Annotated in this window: 21 protein-coding genes and 1 pseudogene; 15 read left to right on the top strand and 7 right to left on the bottom strand. The window is 39.6% G+C overall.

What is annotated here, in order from left to right:
• Positions 1 to 3: 3 nt before the first annotated feature.
• The 5 genes and pseudogenes from J6836_RS07495 to J6836_RS07475 all read left to right on the top strand — a co-directional run bounded on the left by J6836_RS07495 (position 4) and on the right by J6836_RS07475 (position 4,604).
• A complete protein-coding gene (locus J6836_RS07495; protein WP_219249430.1) occupies positions 4 to 1,128 on the top strand; it encodes an ABC transporter permease in 1,125 nt (374 codons plus the stop codon).
• Between the two features lie 186 nt (positions 1,129 to 1,314).
• Positions 1,315 to 1,878 carry an alkyl hydroperoxide reductase subunit C gene (gene ahpC, locus J6836_RS07490; RefSeq protein WP_206084249.1) on the top strand — a complete coding sequence of 188 codons (564 nt, stop codon included), beginning with the start codon at positions 1,315 to 1,317 and terminating at the stop codon, positions 1,876 to 1,878.
• Positions 1,879 to 2,004: 126 nt separating this feature from the next.
• Positions 2,005 to 3,579, top strand: a complete 1,575-nt coding sequence (ahpF, locus tag J6836_RS07485; RefSeq protein ID WP_219248148.1) for an alkyl hydroperoxide reductase subunit F — start codon at positions 2,005 to 2,007, stop codon at positions 3,577 to 3,579.
• 86 nt (positions 3,580 to 3,665) lie between these two features.
• A pseudogene (locus J6836_RS07480) lies at positions 3,666 to 4,310 on the top strand (phage late control D family protein); the annotation flags it as partial.
• 45 nt (positions 4,311 to 4,355) lie between these two features.
• Positions 4,356 to 4,604 carry an ogr/Delta-like zinc finger family protein gene (locus J6836_RS07475; RefSeq protein ID WP_219248146.1) on the top strand — a complete coding sequence of 83 codons (249 nt, stop codon included), beginning with the start codon at positions 4,356 to 4,358 and terminating at the stop codon, positions 4,602 to 4,604.
• 282 nt (positions 4,605 to 4,886) lie between these two features.
• Here J6836_RS07475 and J6836_RS07470 read toward each other — a convergent pair whose 3' ends face one another.
• Positions 4,887 to 5,747 carry a hypothetical protein gene (locus J6836_RS07470; RefSeq protein ID WP_219248144.1) on the bottom strand — a complete coding sequence of 287 codons (861 nt, stop codon included), beginning with the start codon at positions 5,745 to 5,747 and terminating at the stop codon, positions 4,887 to 4,889.
• A 147-nt stretch (positions 5,748 to 5,894) separates the two neighbouring features.
• Between J6836_RS07470 and J6836_RS07465 the strand changes: the two genes are divergently transcribed.
• The 6 genes from J6836_RS07465 (at position 5,895) to J6836_RS07440 (ending at position 11,449) form a co-directional block, all read left to right on the top strand.
• On the top strand, positions 5,895 to 6,080 hold the full coding sequence (locus J6836_RS07465; protein ID WP_219248143.1) for a hypothetical protein: 186 nt from the start codon (positions 5,895 to 5,897) through the stop codon (positions 6,078 to 6,080).
• A 568-nt stretch (positions 6,081 to 6,648) separates the two neighbouring features.
• The gene (locus J6836_RS07460) at positions 6,649 to 7,626 is read left to right on the top strand and encodes a DUF1852 domain-containing protein (RefSeq protein WP_219248141.1); all 978 of its coding nucleotides are present in this window, start codon (positions 6,649 to 6,651) and stop codon (positions 7,624 to 7,626) included.
• Between the two features lie 29 nt (positions 7,627 to 7,655).
• A complete protein-coding gene (locus J6836_RS07455; protein WP_219248139.1) occupies positions 7,656 to 8,687 on the top strand; it encodes a methionine synthase in 1,032 nt (343 codons plus the stop codon).
• Between the two features lie 143 nt (positions 8,688 to 8,830).
• Positions 8,831 to 9,178 carry an HNH nuclease YajD gene (yajD, locus tag J6836_RS07450; RefSeq protein ID WP_219248137.1) on the top strand — a complete coding sequence of 116 codons (348 nt, stop codon included), beginning with the start codon at positions 8,831 to 8,833 and terminating at the stop codon, positions 9,176 to 9,178.
• A gap of 318 nt (positions 9,179 to 9,496) precedes the next feature.
• Positions 9,497 to 10,762, top strand: coding sequence for a M24 family metallopeptidase (locus J6836_RS07445; RefSeq protein WP_219248135.1), 1,266 nt, complete (start codon positions 9,497 to 9,499; stop codon positions 10,760 to 10,762).
• 21 nt (positions 10,763 to 10,783) lie between these two features.
• Positions 10,784 to 11,449 carry a CerR family C-terminal domain-containing protein gene (locus J6836_RS07440; protein ID WP_219248132.1) on the top strand — a complete coding sequence of 222 codons (666 nt, stop codon included), beginning with the start codon at positions 10,784 to 10,786 and terminating at the stop codon, positions 11,447 to 11,449.
• Between the two features lie 64 nt (positions 11,450 to 11,513).
• Here J6836_RS07440 and J6836_RS07435 read toward each other — a convergent pair whose 3' ends face one another.
• Together J6836_RS07435 and pdxR are read right to left on the bottom strand one after the other, a co-directional pair.
• A complete protein-coding gene (locus tag J6836_RS07435) occupies positions 11,514 to 12,095 on the bottom strand; it encodes a YebB family permuted papain-like enzyme (RefSeq protein WP_374447694.1) in 582 nt (193 codons plus the stop codon).
• A 98-nt stretch (positions 12,096 to 12,193) separates the two neighbouring features.
• Positions 12,194 to 13,681 (bottom strand): MocR-like pyridoxine biosynthesis transcription factor PdxR, encoded by a 1,488-nt coding sequence (gene pdxR, locus J6836_RS07430; protein WP_219248131.1) that lies wholly within the window; start codon positions 13,679 to 13,681, stop codon positions 12,194 to 12,196.
• Between the two features lie 102 nt (positions 13,682 to 13,783).
• Between pdxR and J6836_RS07425 the strand changes: the two genes are divergently transcribed.
• Positions 13,784 to 14,242 carry a GNAT family N-acetyltransferase gene (locus J6836_RS07425; protein ID WP_219248128.1) on the top strand — a complete coding sequence of 153 codons (459 nt, stop codon included), beginning with the start codon at positions 13,784 to 13,786 and terminating at the stop codon, positions 14,240 to 14,242.
• 101 nt (positions 14,243 to 14,343) lie between these two features.
• Here J6836_RS07425 and J6836_RS07420 read toward each other — a convergent pair whose 3' ends face one another.
• From J6836_RS07420 to J6836_RS07405, 4 genes are all read right to left on the bottom strand, one after another.
• A complete protein-coding gene (locus tag J6836_RS07420; protein WP_219248126.1) occupies positions 14,344 to 14,883 on the bottom strand; it encodes an NADAR family protein in 540 nt (179 codons plus the stop codon).
• A 98-nt stretch (positions 14,884 to 14,981) separates the two neighbouring features.
• The gene (locus J6836_RS07415) at positions 14,982 to 15,704 is read right to left on the bottom strand and encodes an amino acid ABC transporter ATP-binding protein (protein WP_219248124.1); all 723 of its coding nucleotides are present in this window, start codon (positions 15,702 to 15,704) and stop codon (positions 14,982 to 14,984) included.
• On the bottom strand, positions 15,691 to 16,455 hold the full coding sequence (locus tag J6836_RS07410) for an amino acid ABC transporter permease (RefSeq protein WP_219248123.1): 765 nt from the start codon (positions 16,453 to 16,455) through the stop codon (positions 15,691 to 15,693). The genes J6836_RS07415 and J6836_RS07410 overlap by 14 nt, the downstream gene beginning before the upstream one ends.
• A gap of 64 nt (positions 16,456 to 16,519) precedes the next feature.
• Entirely contained in the window at positions 16,520 to 17,287 is a 768-nt protein-coding gene (locus J6836_RS07405) for a basic amino acid ABC transporter substrate-binding protein (RefSeq protein ID WP_219248120.1), read from the bottom strand.
• 314 nt (positions 17,288 to 17,601) lie between these two features.
• Between J6836_RS07405 and J6836_RS07400 the strand changes: the two genes are divergently transcribed.
• The 3 genes from J6836_RS07400 (at position 17,602) to J6836_RS07390 (ending at position 20,609) form a co-directional block, all read left to right on the top strand.
• Entirely contained in the window at positions 17,602 to 18,510 is a 909-nt protein-coding gene (locus J6836_RS07400) for an AEC family transporter (RefSeq protein WP_219248118.1), read from the top strand.
• Between the two features lie 82 nt (positions 18,511 to 18,592).
• The gene (locus tag J6836_RS07395; protein WP_442959473.1) at positions 18,593 to 20,053 is read left to right on the top strand and encodes an AMP nucleosidase; all 1,461 of its coding nucleotides are present in this window, start codon (positions 18,593 to 18,595) and stop codon (positions 20,051 to 20,053) included.
• Positions 20,054 to 20,069: 16 nt separating this feature from the next.
• Positions 20,070 to 20,609 carry a GNAT family N-acetyltransferase gene (locus J6836_RS07390; protein WP_255586347.1) on the top strand — a complete coding sequence of 180 codons (540 nt, stop codon included), beginning with the start codon at positions 20,070 to 20,072 and terminating at the stop codon, positions 20,607 to 20,609.
• Positions 20,610 to 20,628 lie beyond the last annotated feature (19 nt).

Below are 20,628 nucleotides of genomic sequence, written 5' to 3'. Positions count from 1 at the left end.
ATGATACGTAAAATCCAAAATATCTTTAATTTAGGTGTCAAAGAGTTACGGAGTCTAGGGCGTGATAAAGCGATGCTGGCGTTGATTGTTTTCGCCTTTACTGTTTCGATTTACTCATCTGCAACGGTAACGCCAGGCTCATTGCACAATGCGCCGATTGCTATTGCAGACCAAGATAAATCACAGTTATCTAACCGTATTATCAATAGCTTTTATGCCCCTTACTTTTTACCACCTGCGGATATCACACCTGACCAAATCGATGGCTTGCTCAATCGAGGGTCATATACTTTCGCCTTAGATATTCCGCCCAATTTTCAACGTGATGTTTTGGCAGGGAGGAGCCCTGAAATTCAAGTGAATATTGACGCAACTCGTATGAGCCAAGCGTTTTTAGGGAACAGCTATATTCAAAATATTACCCTTGGTGAGGTTAATGAGTTCTTAGCAAAATATCGCAGTAATGCGAGCCTACCCGTTGATTTGGAAGTGCGGATGCGTTTTAACCCTAATCTAACTCAATCGTGGTTTGGTTCAGTGATGGCAATTATCAATAATATCACCATGTTATCGATTGTTTTAACGGGGGCAGCGTTGATCCGTGAACGAGAGCATGGCACGGTTGAGCACCTAATGGTGATGCCATTGACGCCTTTTGAGATCATGATGTCTAAAATATGGTCAATGGGATTGGTGGTGCTGATTGCTTCAGGAGTTTCATTGATGCTGGTGGTGAAAACACTGTTGCAAGTCCCTATCGAAGGCTCGATTTTGCTCTTTATGTGTGGTGTTGCATTAAGTCTTTTTGCGACAACATCTATAGGTATTTTTATGGGGACAATCGCCCGTTCAATGCCACAGTTTGGGTTATTAATGATTTTAGTATTATTGCCATTGAATATGCTTTCTGGTGGGATGACGGCGCGGGAAAGTATGCCGCAATTAGTGCAAGATATTATGTTAACGATGCCGACAACCCATTTTGTGAGCCTTGCACAGGCTATTTTGTATCGCGGAGCAGGTTTCCAGATTGTTTGGTCCCAGTTTGCAATTTTACTGGTCATCGGAAGCGTGTTCTTTACACTCGCCTTAATTCGTTTTCGCAAAACCATTGCCACAATGGCTTAATACCTTCCTAAATTGCACTCTTAAAAATAAAACGCTTGCTGAATATCTCAGTAAGCGTTTTAATGCATCACCTATCAATTATTAATAAATGATTAGATTGTACCTATCAAATCGATAGCGCGTACTGATTGGATTAAGTCACTGCAAAACAGTAACTTAATAGGCAACCAAACAGGAGAACATCATATGTCATTAATTAATACTCAAATCAAACCATTTACTAACCAAGCATTTAAAGACGGCAAATTCATCGAAGTTTCTGAAAAAGACGTTGCAGGTAAATGGAGTGTTTTCTTCTTCTATCCAGCTGACTTTACGTTTGTTTGCCCAACTGAACTGGGTGACGTTGCAGACCATTACGAAGAATTCCAAAAATTAGGTGTTGAAATTTTTTCTGTTTCTACCGACACACATTTTACCCATAAAGCATGGCACGCAAGCTCAGACACTATCGGTAAAATTAAATATGCAATGATCGGTGACCCAACAGGCGCATTAACACGTAACTTTGAAAATATGCGTGAAGCTGAAGGTTTAGCAGACCGTGGTACATTCGTCGTTGACCCACAAGGTATCATCCAAGCGATTGAAATCACTGCTGAAGGTATCGGCCGTGATGCAGCAGATTTACTGCGTAAAGTGAAAGCTGCTCAATACGTTGCAAGCCACCCAGGTGAAGTTTGCCCAGCTAAATGGAAAGAAGGTGATGCAACATTGTCTCCATCTTTAGATTTAGTCGGCAAAATCTAATTAATCTTTTGATTGATTATTAGATGACTCGAGTTACAGGCGTTTAGTGCAATGATGCCTTGCCTGTAACTTGCAGTATGACGGGTATATGTACCCGATTTTATGATTAAAATTAAAGGGGATTACATGCTCGACAACAATTTACAGGCCCAATTAAAAGCCTATTTAGAACGTTTAACTAAACCCGTTGAATTAGTTGCCAATTTAGACGACAGCCAAAAATCAAACGAAATTAAGCAATTGCTCGACCAAATTGCATCGCTGTCTGACAAAGTGAGTGTGCGTGAAGAACGCAATAGTGCGATAAGAACGCCATCATTTTTAATTACTAACCCAGGTGTTGATAGCGGCTTGCGTTTTGCAGGGTCGCCACTGGGACACGAATTTACCTCTTTGGTGCTGGCATTATTACAAATTGGTGGTCACCCATCAAAAGAAGCGCAAGAGTTACTGGATCAAGTAAAAGGCCTCGAAGGCGAGTTCCAGTTCGAAACGTATTATTCATTATCTTGCCATAACTGCCCGGATGTTGTTCAGGCATTAAACTTAATGGCAGTTTTAAACCCTAATGTCAGCCATACTGCAATTGACGGCGCGCTTTTCCAACATGAAATTGATGAGCGTAATGTGATGGGGGTTCCTGCGGTTTACTTAAATGGTAAAGAATTTGGCCAAGGCCGCATGACATTAAGTGAAATTGTCAGCAAGGTTGATACCAATGCCGATGCGCGTGCTGCTAAGTCATTGACGGAGCGCGAACCTTTTGAAGTATTAGTCATTGGTAGTGGACCTGCGGGGGCATCCGCAGCAATTTACACTGCACGTAAAGGTATCCGCACTGGTGTTATCGGTGAACGCTTTGGCGGCCAAGTGATGGATACGGTTGATATTGAAAACTATATTTCTGTTATCAAAACGGAAGGTGCCATTTTTGCGGGCGCGTTGAAAAACCACGTTGATAGCTATGATGTTGATGTTATTGATGGTCAATCAGTGGCGAAACTGATCCCTGCTGCTGAAGTCGGTGGTTTACACCAAATCGAAACCGTTTCTGGTGGTATTTTAAAATCCCGCAGTATTATCATTTCGACAGGTGCGCGCTGGAGAAACATGGGCGTTCCGGGCGAACAAGAGTATCGTACCAAAGGGGTGACATTCTGCCCACACTGTGACGGCCCATTATTTAAAGGCAAACGCGTTGCGGTTATTGGTGGTGGTAACTCAGGTATTGAAGCCGCGATTGATTTAGCGGGTGTGGTTGACCATGTAACGGTACTTGAATTTGCTCCAGAGCTAAAAGCCGATTCTGTGTTACAGCAAAAAGCACGTAGCCTGAAAAATGTCGATATTATTGTGAATGCACAAACCCTTGAAGTTAAAGGTGATGGTAGCAAAATGACTAGCCTTGAATATAAAGATCGTACAGATGAAAGTGTGCATTCTTTAGAGGTTGCAGGTGCATTCGTACAAATCGGTTTATTGCCAAATACCAATTGGTTAGGTGACACTGTCGCAAGAAACCGCATGGGCGAAATTGAAATTGATGCACGTAATGAAACCAGCGTAAAAGGCATTTTTGCCGCAGGTGACTGCACAACAGTCCCTTACAAGCAAATTATCATTTCAGCCGGAGAAGGGGCCAAAGCCGCACTTAGCGCCTTTGATTACCTAATCCGCACAAGTACCAGAACCGCTGAATAGGTGTAATTTACTTTATATTCAGTGAGTTGTAGTCAAAAGGCACTCGGGGCGAGTGCCTTTTTTTAAAAGAAATTTGCGGTGAGCCTGATTCTGGTAAAAGTACGTTGATTGAGTTTTTATGGCGCGCTATGGCTGAAATGCTCGGCGCGATAGCCACCATTAAAAATGGCAGTCTGTTATTTATTTTGCCTAATCAGGGAGTCACGCAAAGCGGCAAGCCATTGTCCGTCATTACCCTCATGCGGGAAAGTGGGGATAGGCATTATTTCCGATTGGCTGACCGGCAAGCGTACACTGGCGTACAAGCCTATTGGCTAGATTTGAACTACGGCAAACAAAAGAAAACCAATCTTAAACGCCAGCAAAAACCTAAAAAAGAGAAGTCGAGCAAAAAAGAGGGCGATTACATCGAGGGCGTAGAGGGGAATGTTTTTGTGATGCGACAAACCTTTAAAAACGAGCAATCAGCCAAGCGAGCCGCCGCGGCCAAATGGTCAAAATTACAAAGGGGCGTAGCAGAATTTAATATCACCTTAGCCGAGGGGCGCGCAGACCTTTATCCTGAAATGCCCGTCACGGTAACTGGTTTTAAACCGACCATTGATAGTCACCAGTGGGTGATAAGTATAGTTGTTCATACGGTTGATGGCGGCGGGTTTATTACCCATTTAGAACTTGAGATAAAAATCAAAGATATTGAGATGACGGATGACGAGCAAAACGAAACATAATTGATTATAATAACGTCAGGCATACCCATAATCCAAGGCTATAAAATGGCGTTCAATTGTCCAAAGTGTGGCGCTGTGACTTATACCAAAACCAGTAAATCCCTGAGCAGTGAAACCCGTAGAAGCTATCACCAATGCCAAAATTTGCTGTGCGGCTGTTCTTTTACGACAATAACCTCAGTGGAGATTTATCTCACAAAAACTATCCCCCAAGAACTGCCAGAAGGCTTTGAAATCCCGATGGATGAGTTACCTAGATCACATCGGGGTGAGAAACAGGTGGAGATGTTTTGATGGAGTTTAATAATATTGTGATTTTTTAGACTGTGACTGTTAATAATTTTGAGTATTATTAGTAGTATATCTCAATTTATAAATTCTAGTTGAATCTAAATTTTACTTATTTGCATTAGATTTGTAACCTACGAATTTGTTCATCAAAAGTTATTAAGCTTATGAATTCACTTATTATATTGACAGTTTTAATTTCTCAATATATATTAAGCTTTGTCAAACCCCCAGTAGCTCAGTCGTAGAGCACCTCTATTTACGTAGGGGAGGTCGTAGGTGCAATCCCTACCTGGGTAAAAGTATTTTTCTAGTGCTTTTACCCAGTGGATTGTTTAAATTATGCGGCAAAGGTTGAATTTGTGCATATTCATATCTTTTAATGTTATTACCATCACAATTTTCAAATCTTTCATTTACCCACCTAATATTATTAATTTTTTCATGTGGGTCAACTTCCATTCCATATAAATATCGCTTACCGTCATTGATTACTCCGTGAGCTATCGCACCGTGTTTATTAAATAAGCCCGCTAGTTGGATAGATCCACCAGTCCTAGGATCGTGGCCCGAATTAATATGGCTGTACAGGGAAATGTAATAGGAACGACTATATCCCCCAATATCAGAGTTCATATAAACACCATTATAATGCTGGGTATAATGGGTAGAACCTGAGCCGAAGCAACCAATTAAACCTGTTTTAGAGGGTAATTGTAGTTTTCTGTTACTCCATCGTTGATTGGTTGGTTTTGTTTTACTCCATTCAACAACATAAACATGAAACTCTCCCTTTTTTTCTCTGGTTCCATATAAAATTTGAAAACTCTCTAAAGCAAAAATAGTTGGGTAATGACCAAAACTTCGCTTGATTAAATTATAAACAAGTTCGAATCTAGAATCACTTCCTGTATTATCTTTGAATATATCGCAAGTATCTATATATGAAACAACTTGGGAAATTACTTGAGAGCAAAATACAACGTCTCCACAAAACCCAAAAATATCGGGATATTTATTAGAGAGATACACTTTTCGTCCAGAATCCCAATAAGTAGATTCATTCCAACTAAATCTACTATCACTTGCTATGTATAAGGATGCTGGGCTATTTTGATCGTAAGTAATCCAACTAATTAATGTTGTCATATATAATGTTCATCTTGATATATTATGTTAACTAAATAATATCATAGAATATACTATTGTTAATCTAGTTATATTTTTAATGATAATTGATTTTTTGATGGTATCGAATACGAATTATCAAGAGGCAGCGACATAGTTAGAGACGGTATGTATCTTGAATTAACCGTAGCAAATACTAGCCCTGCATTACAACTTGCAGAGGTTTTTTACTCTGATGTTACTCATCAATTTACACTAACTTGTTTTGAACCGAACATTCCTCTTACGGTTATTGAAACCTTAATTGAACAGGCTAAAAAACTCCTCCCACCCATTGAAAAACAAACAAAATAAAAGCCTCTTATTAAGAGAGGCTTTATAAGTGTGGTCAATATGTGGACATTGACTATTGACTAAACCCATTTAAATCAATTGTTTAAATCACTTTTAGAACGCCGCACTTAGCGCCTTTGATTACCTCATCCGCACAAGTACCAGAACCGCTGAATAGGTGTAATTTACTTTATATTCAGTGAGTTGTAGTCAAAAGGCACTCGGGGCGAGTGCCTTTTTTTTGTGCATAAAATCTGAATACCGAAATATCAAACTAGACTTCTTTGACTCTAATCCTGACCAATAATTATGTTTAGCTAATCTTTTTGGCTTATACCTTTTTAATCTAAATTATGTGATACAGGTCTAAATACTGCACAAAATCAGTCATACCAACGATCATGAATTTCATTCATGTTGTAGTGAAATTAAGTCGCTTTCACTCACTCAACAGCTCTGGCATAAATTAGATAACGCTAACAAATTAACTTATTTACAACATAAAGATTGATGAATGAGAAACAAAAACTTCTAAAAAATCAAGAAGTCAATTTGGTTTCCATCTTGGAACTTAGGGTGCGACAAGACGATGAACAAAAATTTTACATTTACGATTAAAAGTAGTCTTTTTGACGAAAATTATAATCCTTCTGAAAATACACGTATCACAACGAACTTTGCTAATTTAGCCAGAGGGAAAAATCGCCAAGAAAATTTGCGTAATACGCTTGTCATGATGAACAACCGTTTTAATACGTTAGCCTATTGGGATAACCCGAAAAGTGACCGTTACTCAATCGAGTTGGAAATTATTTCTGTGGAAATGAGTGTTGAAAATAAAGCCAATACGTTCCCTGTGATTGAAATATTAAAAACGAACATTGTTGATAACAAAACGGGACAACGCACAGAGGGGATTGTCGGAAATAACTTTTCTTCTTATGTCCGTGACTATGATTTCAGTGTTTTATTGCTCGACCATAATAAAGACCAAGCAAACTTTAGTATTCCTGAAAAATTTGGCGATTTGCATGGGAATATCTTTAAATATTTTGTTAACTCGAACGAATACAAAGCGCACTTTAATAAGCCGCCAGTTATTTGTTTAAGTGTCTCAAATAAAGATGTTTATCATCGTACGGGTAATCAGCACCCAGTATTAGGTATCGAATATCAGCAAAATGGGGCTTCGTTAACGGATCAGTATTTTAAAAAGATGGGGTTACAGGTTCGTTACTTTATGCCGCAAAATAGTGTTGCACCATTGGCCTTTTATTTTACAGGTGATTTACTGAGCGATTACAGCAATCTTGAACTGATTAGCACGATCAGTACGATGGAAACATTCCAAAAGATTTATCGCCCAGAAATTTATAATGCGAATTCTATTGCAGGGCAATGTTATCAACCAAGCTTAACGAACCAAGACTATTCGTTAACCAAAATTGTTTATGACCGCGAAGAACGTAGCCGATTGGCTATTGAGCAGGGAAAATATACAGAAGAGCATTTTATTGAACCCTATAAATATATTCTAGAGCAATGGTCTGCTAGCTACGCACTCTAATTAATTATAAAAATTTAAGGTCAATTATTATGAAAACATTATTACCAACATCTACCGCTGGCAGTTTACCAAAGCCTTCTTGGCTAGCACAACCTGAGACTCTTTGGTCTCCTTGGAAGCTGCAAAATGAAGAATTAATTGAGGGAAAACAAGATGCACTGCGCTTATCCCTCGAAGATCAGCTACGTGCTGGGATTGATATCGTGAGTGACGGTGAGCAAACCCGTCAGCATTTTGTGACTACATTTATTGAACACCTCAGTGGTGTTGATTTTGAAAAACGTGAAGTGGTTAAAATCCGCGATCGTTATGATGCGAGTGTCCCGACAGTGGTTGGGGCTGTTGAGCGCCAACGACCTGTTTTTGTTGAAGATGCTAAATTTTTACGTAAGTTAACGAAGCAGCCGATTAAATGGGCATTACCTGGCCCAATGACCATGATTGATACGTTGTATGATAACCATTATAAAAGCCGTGAAAAACTGGCATGGGAATTTGCTAAGATTTTGAATCAAGAAGCAAAAGAGCTTGAAGCAGCTGGTGTTGATATCATTCAGTTCGATGAGCCTGCTTTTAATGTGTTTTTTGATGAAGTGAACGATTGGGGTATAGCGGCTCTGGAAAGAGCCATTGAAGGTCTGAAATGTGAAACGGCAGTGCATATCTGTTATGGATACGGCATTAAGGCCAATACAGACTGGAAGAAGACGCTGGGTTCTGAGTGGCGCCAATATGAAGAGGCGTTCCCGAAACTGCGAACGTCGAATATCGATATTATTTCACTGGAGTGCCATAACTCCCATGTTCCAATGGATTTGATTGAGCTTATTCGCGGTAAAAAAGTGATGGTTGGGGCAATTGATGTGGCAAGCAATATCATCGAAACACCAGAAGAGGTCGCTAATACGCTGCGTAAAGCACTTCAATTTGTGGATGCAGATAAGCTTTATCCATCGACAAACTGTGGAATGGCGCCATTGTCGCGCCAAGTTGCGACGGGCAAGCTCAATGCTTTAAGTGCAGGGGCTGAAATTATCCGCCAAGAGCTGTTAAATAAGTAATATATTCAAATATTGGTTAATTAAGAGAAACCCAGAGTCAATATCTGGGTTTTTTGTTGCCTTGGATTTCTTATTTCATTCTAATTTGAGGTATATTAGGTGAATTATCATTAAATTACTTTTTTGAAATAGGAATGTCGGCAATGGCTCTGATCCCTAAAAACTATGCGCGTTTAGAAAGCGGCTATCGTGAGAAAGCCCTCAAAATTTACCCGTGGGTCTGCGGGCGTTGCACTCGTGAGTTTGTGTATTCAAATTTACGCGAGTTAACCGTTCACCATATCGATCATGATCATACCAATAATCCCGAAGATGGTAGCAATTGGGAACTATTATGTTTATTTTGCCATGATCATGAACACTCAAAATACACAGAAGCAGATATGTATGGTACTAATGTAGTGGCAGGGGAAGATGCACAAGATGATATCGAAGCGGCAACTTATAACCCGTTTGCTGATTTGAAATCGATGTTAAACAAGAAAAAGTAATCACAACGTTAGCTTATTGAGAAAGAAGCTGAAGGTTTGTTATTTACCCAATTTTATCCTATCTGCTGATAACACAAAGCAGGAAAAACCACGCTTTTATCCTGCGTTGTCAACAACCTCAAGCCTCTGATAAAGAGGCTTTTGTGTTTTTAGGCTAGCCACGTTTAACGGATTAAAACCGTTCACGATTTAATTTCATCTCAAAATAAAATTGAGTCATTAGCACAAAATGGTCAAGCAAGGGTTTGACTTTATCTCTCAATACAAACTATATTTAATTCATTCAAATGAATTAAATATTAATAAGAGAGGTAATTTATGAGTAATTTAACAATACCAAGCCCATTTTCGTTTGAAGAACGTGACAGAAGGTGGGGAATAGCGCGGAAAATCATGAAAATGCATGATCTTGAAGTCCTTATGGTCTACGGGGATAGAGAATCAGCGGCACCTGCACCGTTTTGTATTGACCACTATTTTACCAACGACCGTTTAGGATCTGTTGTGATCTTCCATCAAGATAAAGCCCCGCTGGTGGTCACATTCGCCCCCATGATGGTGGCTGACCATATGCAAGCACAAATGCGAGGTGATAGACAGTGGATATCACCAGAGCAAATAGTGGTAGGAAAAACTGGGCGTAATATTGCGCAGGTGTTTATTGATTTAGGGGTGTCGGAAAATGCGAATATTGGTGTGGTGGGGTTAGAGCCTTATCCGCCATTTTATTTCGATGGTGCAATGCCGTATAACACGTTAACAGGTATAAAAGCCCGTTTACCACAGTTAAATTTTGTTCCTGTTTACCGCTCGTTTTTTCAACTTGCATCCATAAAAAGCGCAGAAGAGCTGGAACATGTGAAATATGCTGCGATGATAGGTGAGGCAATGAGTGAAGCGATGCGTGCTACAGCGATTGTTGGTAATTCAGAGGCAGATATTGCGGCGGCAGTTACCGCGAAATGTTTGTCGATGGGGGGATTCACTGCAGAAATTTTGATGGGTTCAGGGCCTGAATATATTGGGTGGGGGCAGCCAGCGTGGCAATACCGCTCGCAAGCGCCACGAAAGATACAGCAAGGAGATATTGTTTTAACCGAGATATTTGCTCTGTATGGCATGTATGAAACACAGCACCAAGCCGCGGTTGCAGTAGGTAAAATTCATCCCAATATTGAAAAAGCTGCTGTTGTTGCAAGGGAATGTTATGAAATTGGCGTTGAGCACCTTAAAGAAGGTGTCACATTCGGTGAAGTTGTGGATGAAATGGAAAAACCGCTGTTAAAATCGAAAGGGTGGCACGTGCATCCATTGATCCACAGTATTAATCCTTATGGGCCTATTGGATTTGGTACCGCGCCGGGTATTGAGTCATTACCAATTGCCCAAAAATACCGTCAATTGGAACGTTTACCAAATCCAGGGCGTGAATTAGTTTTGCAGGAAGGAATGACGTTTGCCTTTGAACCTAACTGTGCATTTGGTTATCATTTGTGTAATCTTGGTGGCACAGTGGTTGTCGGTAAAGATCGGGGTATTGAACTAAACAATAATTCCACTTATCTTATGCGCGCAGATATATAATTTTAGGAATAACAGCAAGATATGAATGACACAAATAAAAACATACTTTCATCAGAATTAACAAAAGAAAAGTTAATTAATGAAGGAATTAAACAATTTGCGATTCATGGTATCAATGGCGTTCGAACGCGCCAACTGGCTGAAAGCGCAGGTGTTAATCAGTCTGCAATCCCATATCATTTGGGGGGGAAGCTAGGTGTCTATTGTGCTGTTATTCAAAAAATTGCGACAGATTTATCAATGGAAAGTAATGTTCAGGCGTTTGATGTACAGTTTAAATTAGCGATGCAACAAACGCCTATTGAGCAAACACAGGCAAATCAACTCATCAGTTTATTGATAACAGGGTTAGGAAATGCACTGTTATTACCAAAGCATGAATATTATTCCGTGCTTATTCTTCGTGAACAACTTGAGCCTACGGAAAATTATGATGTTATTTATCGGGATTTCATCGAACCTTTCCATACGCGTTTGTCAGGTCTAATCCAAGCGGTTAATCACATTGATAAACAAACTGCGATTATCAGAGCCCATGTCTTGATAGGCCAAGTGTTAGGTTTTGTTGTTGCGAGAAAACCTTTTCTTAAGCAAATCAATGCACTACAAATAGATGAACACCTATTGAATGAGATATTGCAGCAAATTTGTTTAATGGCAACCCACGCTTTAGTCATCGAGAAATAGAGACTCAATACACTAAGCCACTTTTAGGTTTCGTAGATGGCTTAGTGAATATCCTATTTATCACTTAGTGAATGTCTTCGTGGCTGCGGTAAATTAACGATAGCTCAGGGTGGTTCCAGAGACTGGCGGGTGTTACCGTGGTACGTTCCCAAGGAATTTGACCGATAAACCAGAGCTTCCAAAAATTTAATTTTGCATTCGGATTTTTTGTTAATAATTTTTCAAACGTTTCAATTTCGCCAATTTGTACTGATAAGGCAGATTGGTAGATATCAAAGACAAATTTAGAACAAAATTGCCTTGGCGAATCATAATTAAAGCCGGTATGGTAAAACTTATTTAAACGCGCAGGGACTTGTGCGACTAAGGCGTTTTTTTGATCTTGCGTTAATGTGTGCGCAAAACGGCGCACGCTATAACGTTTATCTGAAGAGCGAGCGATGAAACGTGAAAGTGTGGTGGTTGTCGATAAGGGTACACGGCTTTCGGCGATTAAATAGTCCTCACCATCGTGCCCAATAATCATGCCGACATGGTTACTCCAACATAAAGAAGCTGAAGCAATTTGGCGAAATAACTCGGTGCCAATACTGGTAAAAACAATATCACCCACTTCATATTCATAGGGGTAGTTTGTTTGCATCATTAAAATACCTCAACATAAATAAAAGAATGTCATTAAGGTATAGTTATAAAGCTTAGTAAAAATCTGACCATCAGATAAAAGCGCAAAATCTTCTTTGTTTAGCTTGGGTATATCTTGTTTATTTGCTCACTCAGTAATTTTACATTCTGCACAATATCGATTTCAGTATGAGCGGCATAACCAAATAAAATGGCATTTTGCTTGGTGCTGTTAATGCAATATCGAGATAAAGGCTGCGCGCCAAAACCTAGTAAGCGGCATTGCTCAAGTATAAGATTAATATCGTATCCAGCTTTTATCCAACATACCGTGTGTATTCCCGAATCTGTCATTTGCACCTCAAATAAATGAGGAAGATACAGATTAACGGCATTGAAAAAAGCGTTCTGCCTATCATGACATATTTTTCGAATTTTCCGCACATGGCGAGCATAATGGCCTTCTTGAATAAATTGCGCCAAAGAAGCTTGCTCTAAATATCCACAATGGCTATCACTGTAGTATTTCATCATGGTAAATGCTTCACTCAGAATTTCTGGCACAATTAAGAAACCTAAGCGAAATCCTGGGTACATCATTTTTGAAAATGTGCCTGCATAAATGACACGTTGGTGATTATCTAAGCCCTGTAATGCTTGAATTGGCTTAGATAAAAAACGAAATTCGCTGTTATAGTCATCTTCAAAAATCCATGCATTATTTTGTTGCGCCCAGTCAAGCAACGCTAAGCGGCGCGAAAGGCTTAAGGTTGTGCCAAGTGGAAATTGGTGAGACGGCGCAGTATAAACTAATTTGGCATCTCCATGGTGTTTCGCACCATAGGCGATATCCATGCCTTCATGGTCAGAAGGAATTGGGGAAATGTCGGCTCCTGCGGCGGTTAAAATAGCACGAGCGCTGTCATAGCCCGGGTCATCCAGCCAAACTTTATCTCCTTGTTGCAACAGCACCTTCGCTGCTAAGTTAATTGCCTGTTGGGTTCCATTAACAATAATAATTTGTTTTTCTTTGCAGTGAACGCCGCGGGTGGAGTGCACATAATCCACTAGTAATTTTTTTAGGGGCGTAAAACCATCAGGGTGGTTGAAATAAGGAATAGTTTGTTTCGATTTACGCCAAACCCGACCTAATAATCTTCCCCAAAGTTCATGGGGGAACTGATCAACACAACCAATACCAATATTAAACATTTGGTGTGATTGTGTTTTTGGTCGTGATTGATCCCACAACCTCGTCAATGTTGCGACCTTGGGGTTAAGATTAAGTGCAGAATATTCAGGCTGCTCAGCGGACTGTAGTGGGCTGGTTGTGCGAACTAATTCATCAGGGATATTGGCTGATACATAAGTACCAGAGCCTTTTTTTGAATACAGATATCCCTCATCAATTAACCTATCAAAGCCTGCAATAACTGAGTTACGCGAAATAGACATCATTTCAGCTAATGCCCGTGAAGAGGGTAGTTTGACGCCTGATGCAATACGTCCATCTAAGATTGCATTGCGAATAGTATGATAAACATTTTCTTTTATATACCCCTCATCGAGTAGGAGCAGTGGAAACTGAGCCTGTTGTTTACGTCGCATAAGTGGATCCTAAATAAATAACAAAAGTGTATCTTATACAGCACCAGATAGGACTGTACTATAACCTCATTATATAATATGTCTACAAATGGAAGGGTTATTATGAATAAAGCTACATTACCAGTTACGGTTGAATTTGTTGCATCAGAACATTATCCAGAATGGCTAGTTTATTGGTTGGAATACCAAAAATTTTATCAAGTTGAATTAAGTGAAGATGTGACACTAAAAGCTTGGGAGCGTTTTTTTGACGACAATGAGCCTATGCATTGCGCCGTTGCACTTGAAGATGGCAAAGTAGTTGGTTTCGTCAATTATTTATTCCACCGTTCAACATGGGCAAAAAATGATTTTTGCTATTTAGAAGACCTGTATGTCACACCAGAAATGAGAGGGCGCCACGTAGGGAAGCAGCTTATTGAGTTTGTACAAGCGCAGGCACAAGATAAACAATGCGGCCGTTTATATTGGCATACACAAGAAACCAATTTACGTGGACAAAAATTGTATAACTGGGTGGCAGAAAAACCAGGGGTGATTGAATATAGAATGCCGTTGTAATAAATGCAGTAGCCTATCCTACATTTCAGTGAATGATTGGCTGGCCCGTTGTTTGGCAACAACGGGTTTTTAGTGAAATAAGATTAAATGCAAAAATACTTTTAACTTGCTAACTGGGTACGAACTTCCATTAACGCAAAACCTAAAAGGTTTAATCCTTTCCATGTAAGTGGGTTTTCGATGTTTTCAGCCTCTTCAGCGAGGCCAATGCCCCATATTTTATCGACTGGGCTGGCTTCAACTAATACGCGTTCATTGGTAGAAAGCAAAAAGGCTTTCAGTGACTCATTTTGGCTAAATTTGGCCATATTCGCGGCAACAACAATCTCGAAACGGTTATCGTCCCAAATATCTTGCTTAAACCCTCGTACTTCTCGACCAAAGGCTTTCGCCGCTCCTGGGTTAGGCGCGTGAATAATTTTGTCTAATATTTCGAAATCACCAAATAAACGCGCTTTTTCTGCCATCATAAAATGTTCTGCGCTTGCAAATCGGTGCCCATCGACAACAAATGGTGCAGGGTACCACTGGCTAAAGCAGCTTTTAGTGACTTGATGCTGTTTGGTTTGATGCCCCCAGAAAAAAATATATTTGAATTTTTTCCCTGAACGGTATTGTTTACAAAGGCTTTTAATATCCATAGGTTAAGCTTAATTAAATAATAATATTCTTAGCATACGGATAAATAAGAAATGGAGCTATCAGAAAAGCCTGCTTATGGTGATAAGCAGGCGGGTAATTAGAGAACCTTACTTAAAAACTCCGCAGTACGAGGGTTTTTAGGGGCAGTAAACAGCTGCTCAGGCGTACCTTCTTCTTGAATAATACCTTGGTCTATAAACATAACACGATCAGCAACTTCACGGGCAAAACCCATTTCATGGGTTACGATAACCATCGTCATACCTTCAGTGGCTAATGTTTTCATAACAGATAATACTTCGCCAACTAATTCAGGATCCAATGCTGAAGTAGGTTCATCAAATAATAAGATGGAAGGCTGCATTGCCAGTGCTCGGGCAATGGCAACTCGTTGCTGCTGACCACCTGAAAGGCTGGCGGGCCAAGCATCTATTTTATCTAATAAACCAACCTTGGTTAATAGTTGTTCAGCTTGTTTTAAGGCGTGTTCTTTTTTTAATCCTTTAACTAAAGTAGGTGCCATCATTAAATTTTCAAGCACAGTCATATGCGGAAATAAATTAAAACGTTGAAAAACCATGCCGACATTTTCACGCATTTTATTTAAATCAGTTTTAGGGTCATGGACATCGAACCCGTTGACTTTGATTTCGCCGCCATCGGGGCGTTCGAGTGCATTTAAGCAGCGTAAAAACGTACTTTTACCTGAGCCAGAAGGGCCAATAACACAGATAACCTCTTGTGGATGAATTTCGCAAGAAATACCACGTAAAACATGAGTTTCACCAAATTTTTTTTGTAAATCATTAACGTAAATCACTTCTGCCCAACCTTCTTTCCATATATTGTACTAACTGAGCGAGTATAAATGTCAGCATCCAATAGATAATTGATATTGTTAAGTAGGGTTCCCAATATGTGGCATAGGCCCCTGAAACGGTACGAGCAGCATAGGCGAGGTCGGCTAATCCAATAGCGGAGGCAAGTGATGAATCTTTAACAATCGCAATCGCGTTATTCCCCAAAGGAGGTAAGATTCGACGGAAAGCTTGAGGAAGGATCACTTTACGCATGGTTTTTGCCCAGCTCATACCGAGTGCACGAGAGGCTTCCATTTGCCCTTTATCAATCGATTGAATACCAGCACGGAAAATTTCAGAAACATAAGCGCCTGAATTCAAAGTAATAGCAATGACGCAAGATAAAAAGGCACCATAGTCAGAGCGTAGCATTTTAGCGGTATCAACGGACATCAACCCAGAAGTCACGAATAGGCCATCTCGCGGGTTAATAAATAAAGGCACTAATGCAAAGTGGACTACCATTATTTGAACAAATAAAGGCGTTCCACGAAAGGCGCTGACGTAAAAACGCACTGGCCATTGCACGAAATAGTGTAAAATAGGTTTCCACACTCCTTGTTCCGCTTTGGCTGTTCTCCCCAGCCCGAGCGTAAGCCCCCATAAAGAGCCTAAAATCACGCAAATAATGGTGGCCTTGATGGTCATCAATGCACCTTCAGCGAATAATGGGGCATATTCTTCAATTATTTCCCAACGAAAAGCAGACATCGTAATTTCACCCTGATTTAAAACGAGAAAAAGCCATCAAAAGATGGCTTTAAAGTAAATAAAACTATTGTTTTGGTAATTGAGGAACGTTCGCATCAAACCATTTTTGATAAATTTGGTTATAAGTTCCGTTTTCAACAATGGTATTTAAACCATTATTGATTTTTTGTTGTAACTCACTATTACCTTTAGCAACCGCAATACCAAAATATTGTTTTTCAAAATGATTGTCGTAAATTAATTTAAATTTTTTCTCTGGATGAGTTTTGATGTAGTACTTAATGACGCCTACGTCACCGACAGCAGCATCAATACCATCTTCATATAGTTCTTGTAACAGCAACGGTGTATTGTCGAAACGTTTAATGGAAGTGCTGTTTTTACCAATGACATCGGAGACTACAATATCCCCTGTGCTGGAATTCACAACACCAACGTTTAAATCTTTTAAGCTATTTAAATCAGTGACTTTGGATGACTCACTGATCACGATAGCTTGTTCTGCAGGAAAATAAGGGTTTGAAAAATCGACCATATTTTTACGTTTATCGGTGATCGTGATACCTGAAATTAGAATATCTCTATCCCCAGAGGATAAAGTGGCAAAAATACCTTCCCACGGCGTGTTGACCAGTTTTACGTCAAATCCTTCAGCATCAGCAATCGCTTTGATAATATCAATATCAAAACCTTCAAGTTGTTTTTGGCTATTTTCAAATTCAAATGGACGGTATGTCCCACCAGCACCTACGGTATAACTATCTTTTGCGTAAACACTCCCTGAAAAAGCTGCCAGTGTTAAACAACCAGCAAAAACAAGTTTCTTTAACATTTTAAACCTCTTTAATTATGCATTTATAGTGAATAAAAATACATAAAATTAATCATGCAAGCAAATGATATTTTGAAATTGAGGTTAGATAATCTAACTTGCTAGCTTAACAGGCCAGTACCGTCGCAAAATTGATGAAAGTACAAGTAGAAAAAGTGTGGATAATTTTGTTGAGGCAAATTTTTGTTAAACTAATCATAAAATTGGGAAAATATTGACATTGAGAGCTTTTTTTACCTATCCGCTACAAAAAATTAACGTTAGACTCGTGATTATCAATATCTAATACACTGATAAAAATAGATTAAATTTTCATGGATAAAATTCTACTGGCTCTATGGCCATTATTTGCTCTGATTACGATGGGTTTTGTGTTGCGGCGAACTTCATTATTTTCAGCTGATTTTTGGCCGGGTGCGGAAAAACTAAACTACTTTATATTATTTCCTGCATTATTAATTAATAGCTTAGCTAGTGCGCCTTTAGATAATCCAAAATTACTCTATCTTGGCAGTGCGATATTCTGCATTTTAGCAGTAAGTTCATTGTTGGTGCTGCTAAGTAAATATTTATTCAAAATAACCATCCCCCGTTTTGGTGCATATATTCAAGGTATCACTCGCTTTAATACTTATTTAGGTTTGGCGATTGTGGCGGACTTGTTCGGTAAAGAGGGGGTTGCTGTTGCGGCAGTCATAATGGCGATTTTAGTACCGAGCTGTAATGTCATTGCAGTGCTAGCGTTATCTTCAGGAAATAAAGTTTCGATAAAACAGCTATTGCTACCAATCATTAAAAACCCATTGATTATTTCATGTGTTATCGGAATTTTATTAAACATATTACCCGTTGGCCTGCCTTTTGGTTCTGAGCAATTATTAAAATTATTAGCAGCAGCAAGTTTACCATTAGGGTTGATTTGTATCGGTGGCGCATTGCAAACAGCGACATTACGTAAAGAATTTAAGCCCATTATGGTGTCTACAATTTTGCGTTTACTTGCTATGCCTCTATTAGCTGTCCTCATCGCTAAGTTATTTTCTTTACCTAATTTAGAAACAGTTTTATTAGTCATATTTTTTGCAATACCTACTGCGCCAACCGCCTATATTTTGACTCGTCAACTGAATGGTGACAGTCAATTAATGGCAGGTATTATCACATTACAAACCATTATTGCTGTGGTCACATTGCCCTTGGTATTGTCATTCGTCATGCATTAATAGTGATATGTTTTGCAACTGTCACATTGATACTCTATGTTATCGAGAGATTACTTCATTTGATGAGGAGTTGTGCGTGTCTTTGGAAAAATGCCAGAAGAATGAAAATTTATCTATTGAAGACGTATTGGATAAACTGTCGTCTTTATATTCAAATGCTATTCAATCATTAAGAGATGCAATTGCTGTTTATGTCACAGAAGGGCGTATACCAAATTCAGCCGAAAGAGAAAGTGGGTTATTTGCTTATCCTGAACTTTGTGTCACGTGGGAAGGCAAAATCGATCACTGCGAAAAAACACGAGCTTATGCACGGTTTGTAAAGAAAGGAAGCTATTCCATCACAGTGACTCAACCCGAGTTATTTCGCAGTTATTTAACGGAACAACTTTCTATTTTACAACAAGACTATGACGTATTTTTTGCCGTTCGTCCGTCTAAAACTGAAATTCCGTACCCGTTTGTCATTGATGGCTCTGATTTAGTGCTTGATAGAAGTATGAGTAGCAGCCTTGCCGCGCATTTTCCGATAACGGATTTAGCTCATATTAGTGATGATATTACCGATGGTCTATATACGGTTTCTGACGAAATGCCGTTGTCGCATTTTGATGCTTTACGCGTAGATTTTTCACTTGCACGCCTGAAACATTATACCGGCACGCCACCTGAGCATGTACAGCCTTATATTTTATTTACCAACTATAACCGCTATGTGGATGAGTTTGTCAGCTGGGCTTGTGAACAAATTCGTGACCCAGATAGCCGTTATATCGCATTATCTTGTGTTGGTTATAATTACCTCACTGATGAAAATGCGGACCCACAAATTGCCATTTCAGATATGACATGGAAAAAATTCCAAATGCCTGCATATCACCTGATTGCGCGAGATGGTTCAGGAATAACATTGGTGAATATTGGTGTAGGTCCATCCAATGCAAAAAATATTTGTGATCATTTAGCGGTATTAAGGCCACATGCATGGTTAATGATTGGCCATTGTGGGGGATTAAGGGAAAGCCAAAATATTGGTGATTATGTACTTGCTCATGCATATTTACGTGATGATCATATTTTGGATGATGTATTACCGCCAGATATTCCTATTCCAAGTATCGCAGAGGTTCAACGAGCGCTTTATGATGCGACTAAGCAAGTCAGTAATATGCCTGGGGAATTGGTGAAGCAACGTTTACGCACGGGAACTGTCGTAACAACGGATGATAGAAACTGGGAGCTGCGTTTCTTTGCCACAGCAAGACGCTTTAGTCTAAGTCGTGCCGTTGCTGTTGATATGGAAAGCGCGACCATCGCTGCACAGGGTTATCGTTTTAGAGTGCCTTATGGCACACTTCTGTGTGTATCAGATAAGCCATTGCATGGGGAAATTAAATTACCGGGCCAGGCTAATAGTTTTTATGAGGGCGCTATCTCAGAACACCTACAAATAGGTATTCGTGCTATTGATTTATTACATCAAGAAGGGGATAAGTTACACTCTCGGAAGTTAAGAACTTTTGATGAACCCCCATTTAGATAGCAAGGAGAGGCAATCTATGGCTTTAATACCTGAAATAGAAACAGAAAGATTGATTTTATCGAAACATCAAGTAAGTGATTTTCCTGCGCTGGCAAAACTGTGGGCGACAGAATCAATGGTACGCCATATTGGTGGTATGCCATCAACAGAGCGTGAATCATGGATGAGAATGCTAGCTTATGGTGGGCTCTGGCCACTGTTAGGCTTTGGTTATTGGGCAGTAAGGGAAAAAGCGACAGGACAGTATGTTGGTGACCTTGGGTTTGCGGATTTTCATCGAATGGTTGAGCCCCAAGTGAAAGGAGTTCCTGAGGCGGGTTGGGTTATCGCACCAGAATTCCAAGGCAAAGGCTATGCAACCGAGGCAATGCAAGCGGCGCTAAGTTGGCTAAAAGCGCAAAATGAGCATCAACAAACTATTTGTTTTATTGAACCGAGAAACTTACCGTCATTACGCGTTGCTGAAAAGTTAGGTTATGTTGTTGATCGTGAAATATTTATGAATGGTAATATTACTGTTCTATTACGGCAGAAATTAACGCCAGTGGCACTATAATATCAACGGGTTATCGCTC

The organism is Providencia sp. R33 (assembly GCF_019343475.1).
In the GTDB taxonomy this organism is placed as follows: Bacteria; Pseudomonadota; Gammaproteobacteria; order Enterobacterales; family Enterobacteriaceae; genus Providencia.
Note: the sequence above shows the minus strand (reverse complement) of the source record. Positions and strands in the feature narration are given on the sequence as shown.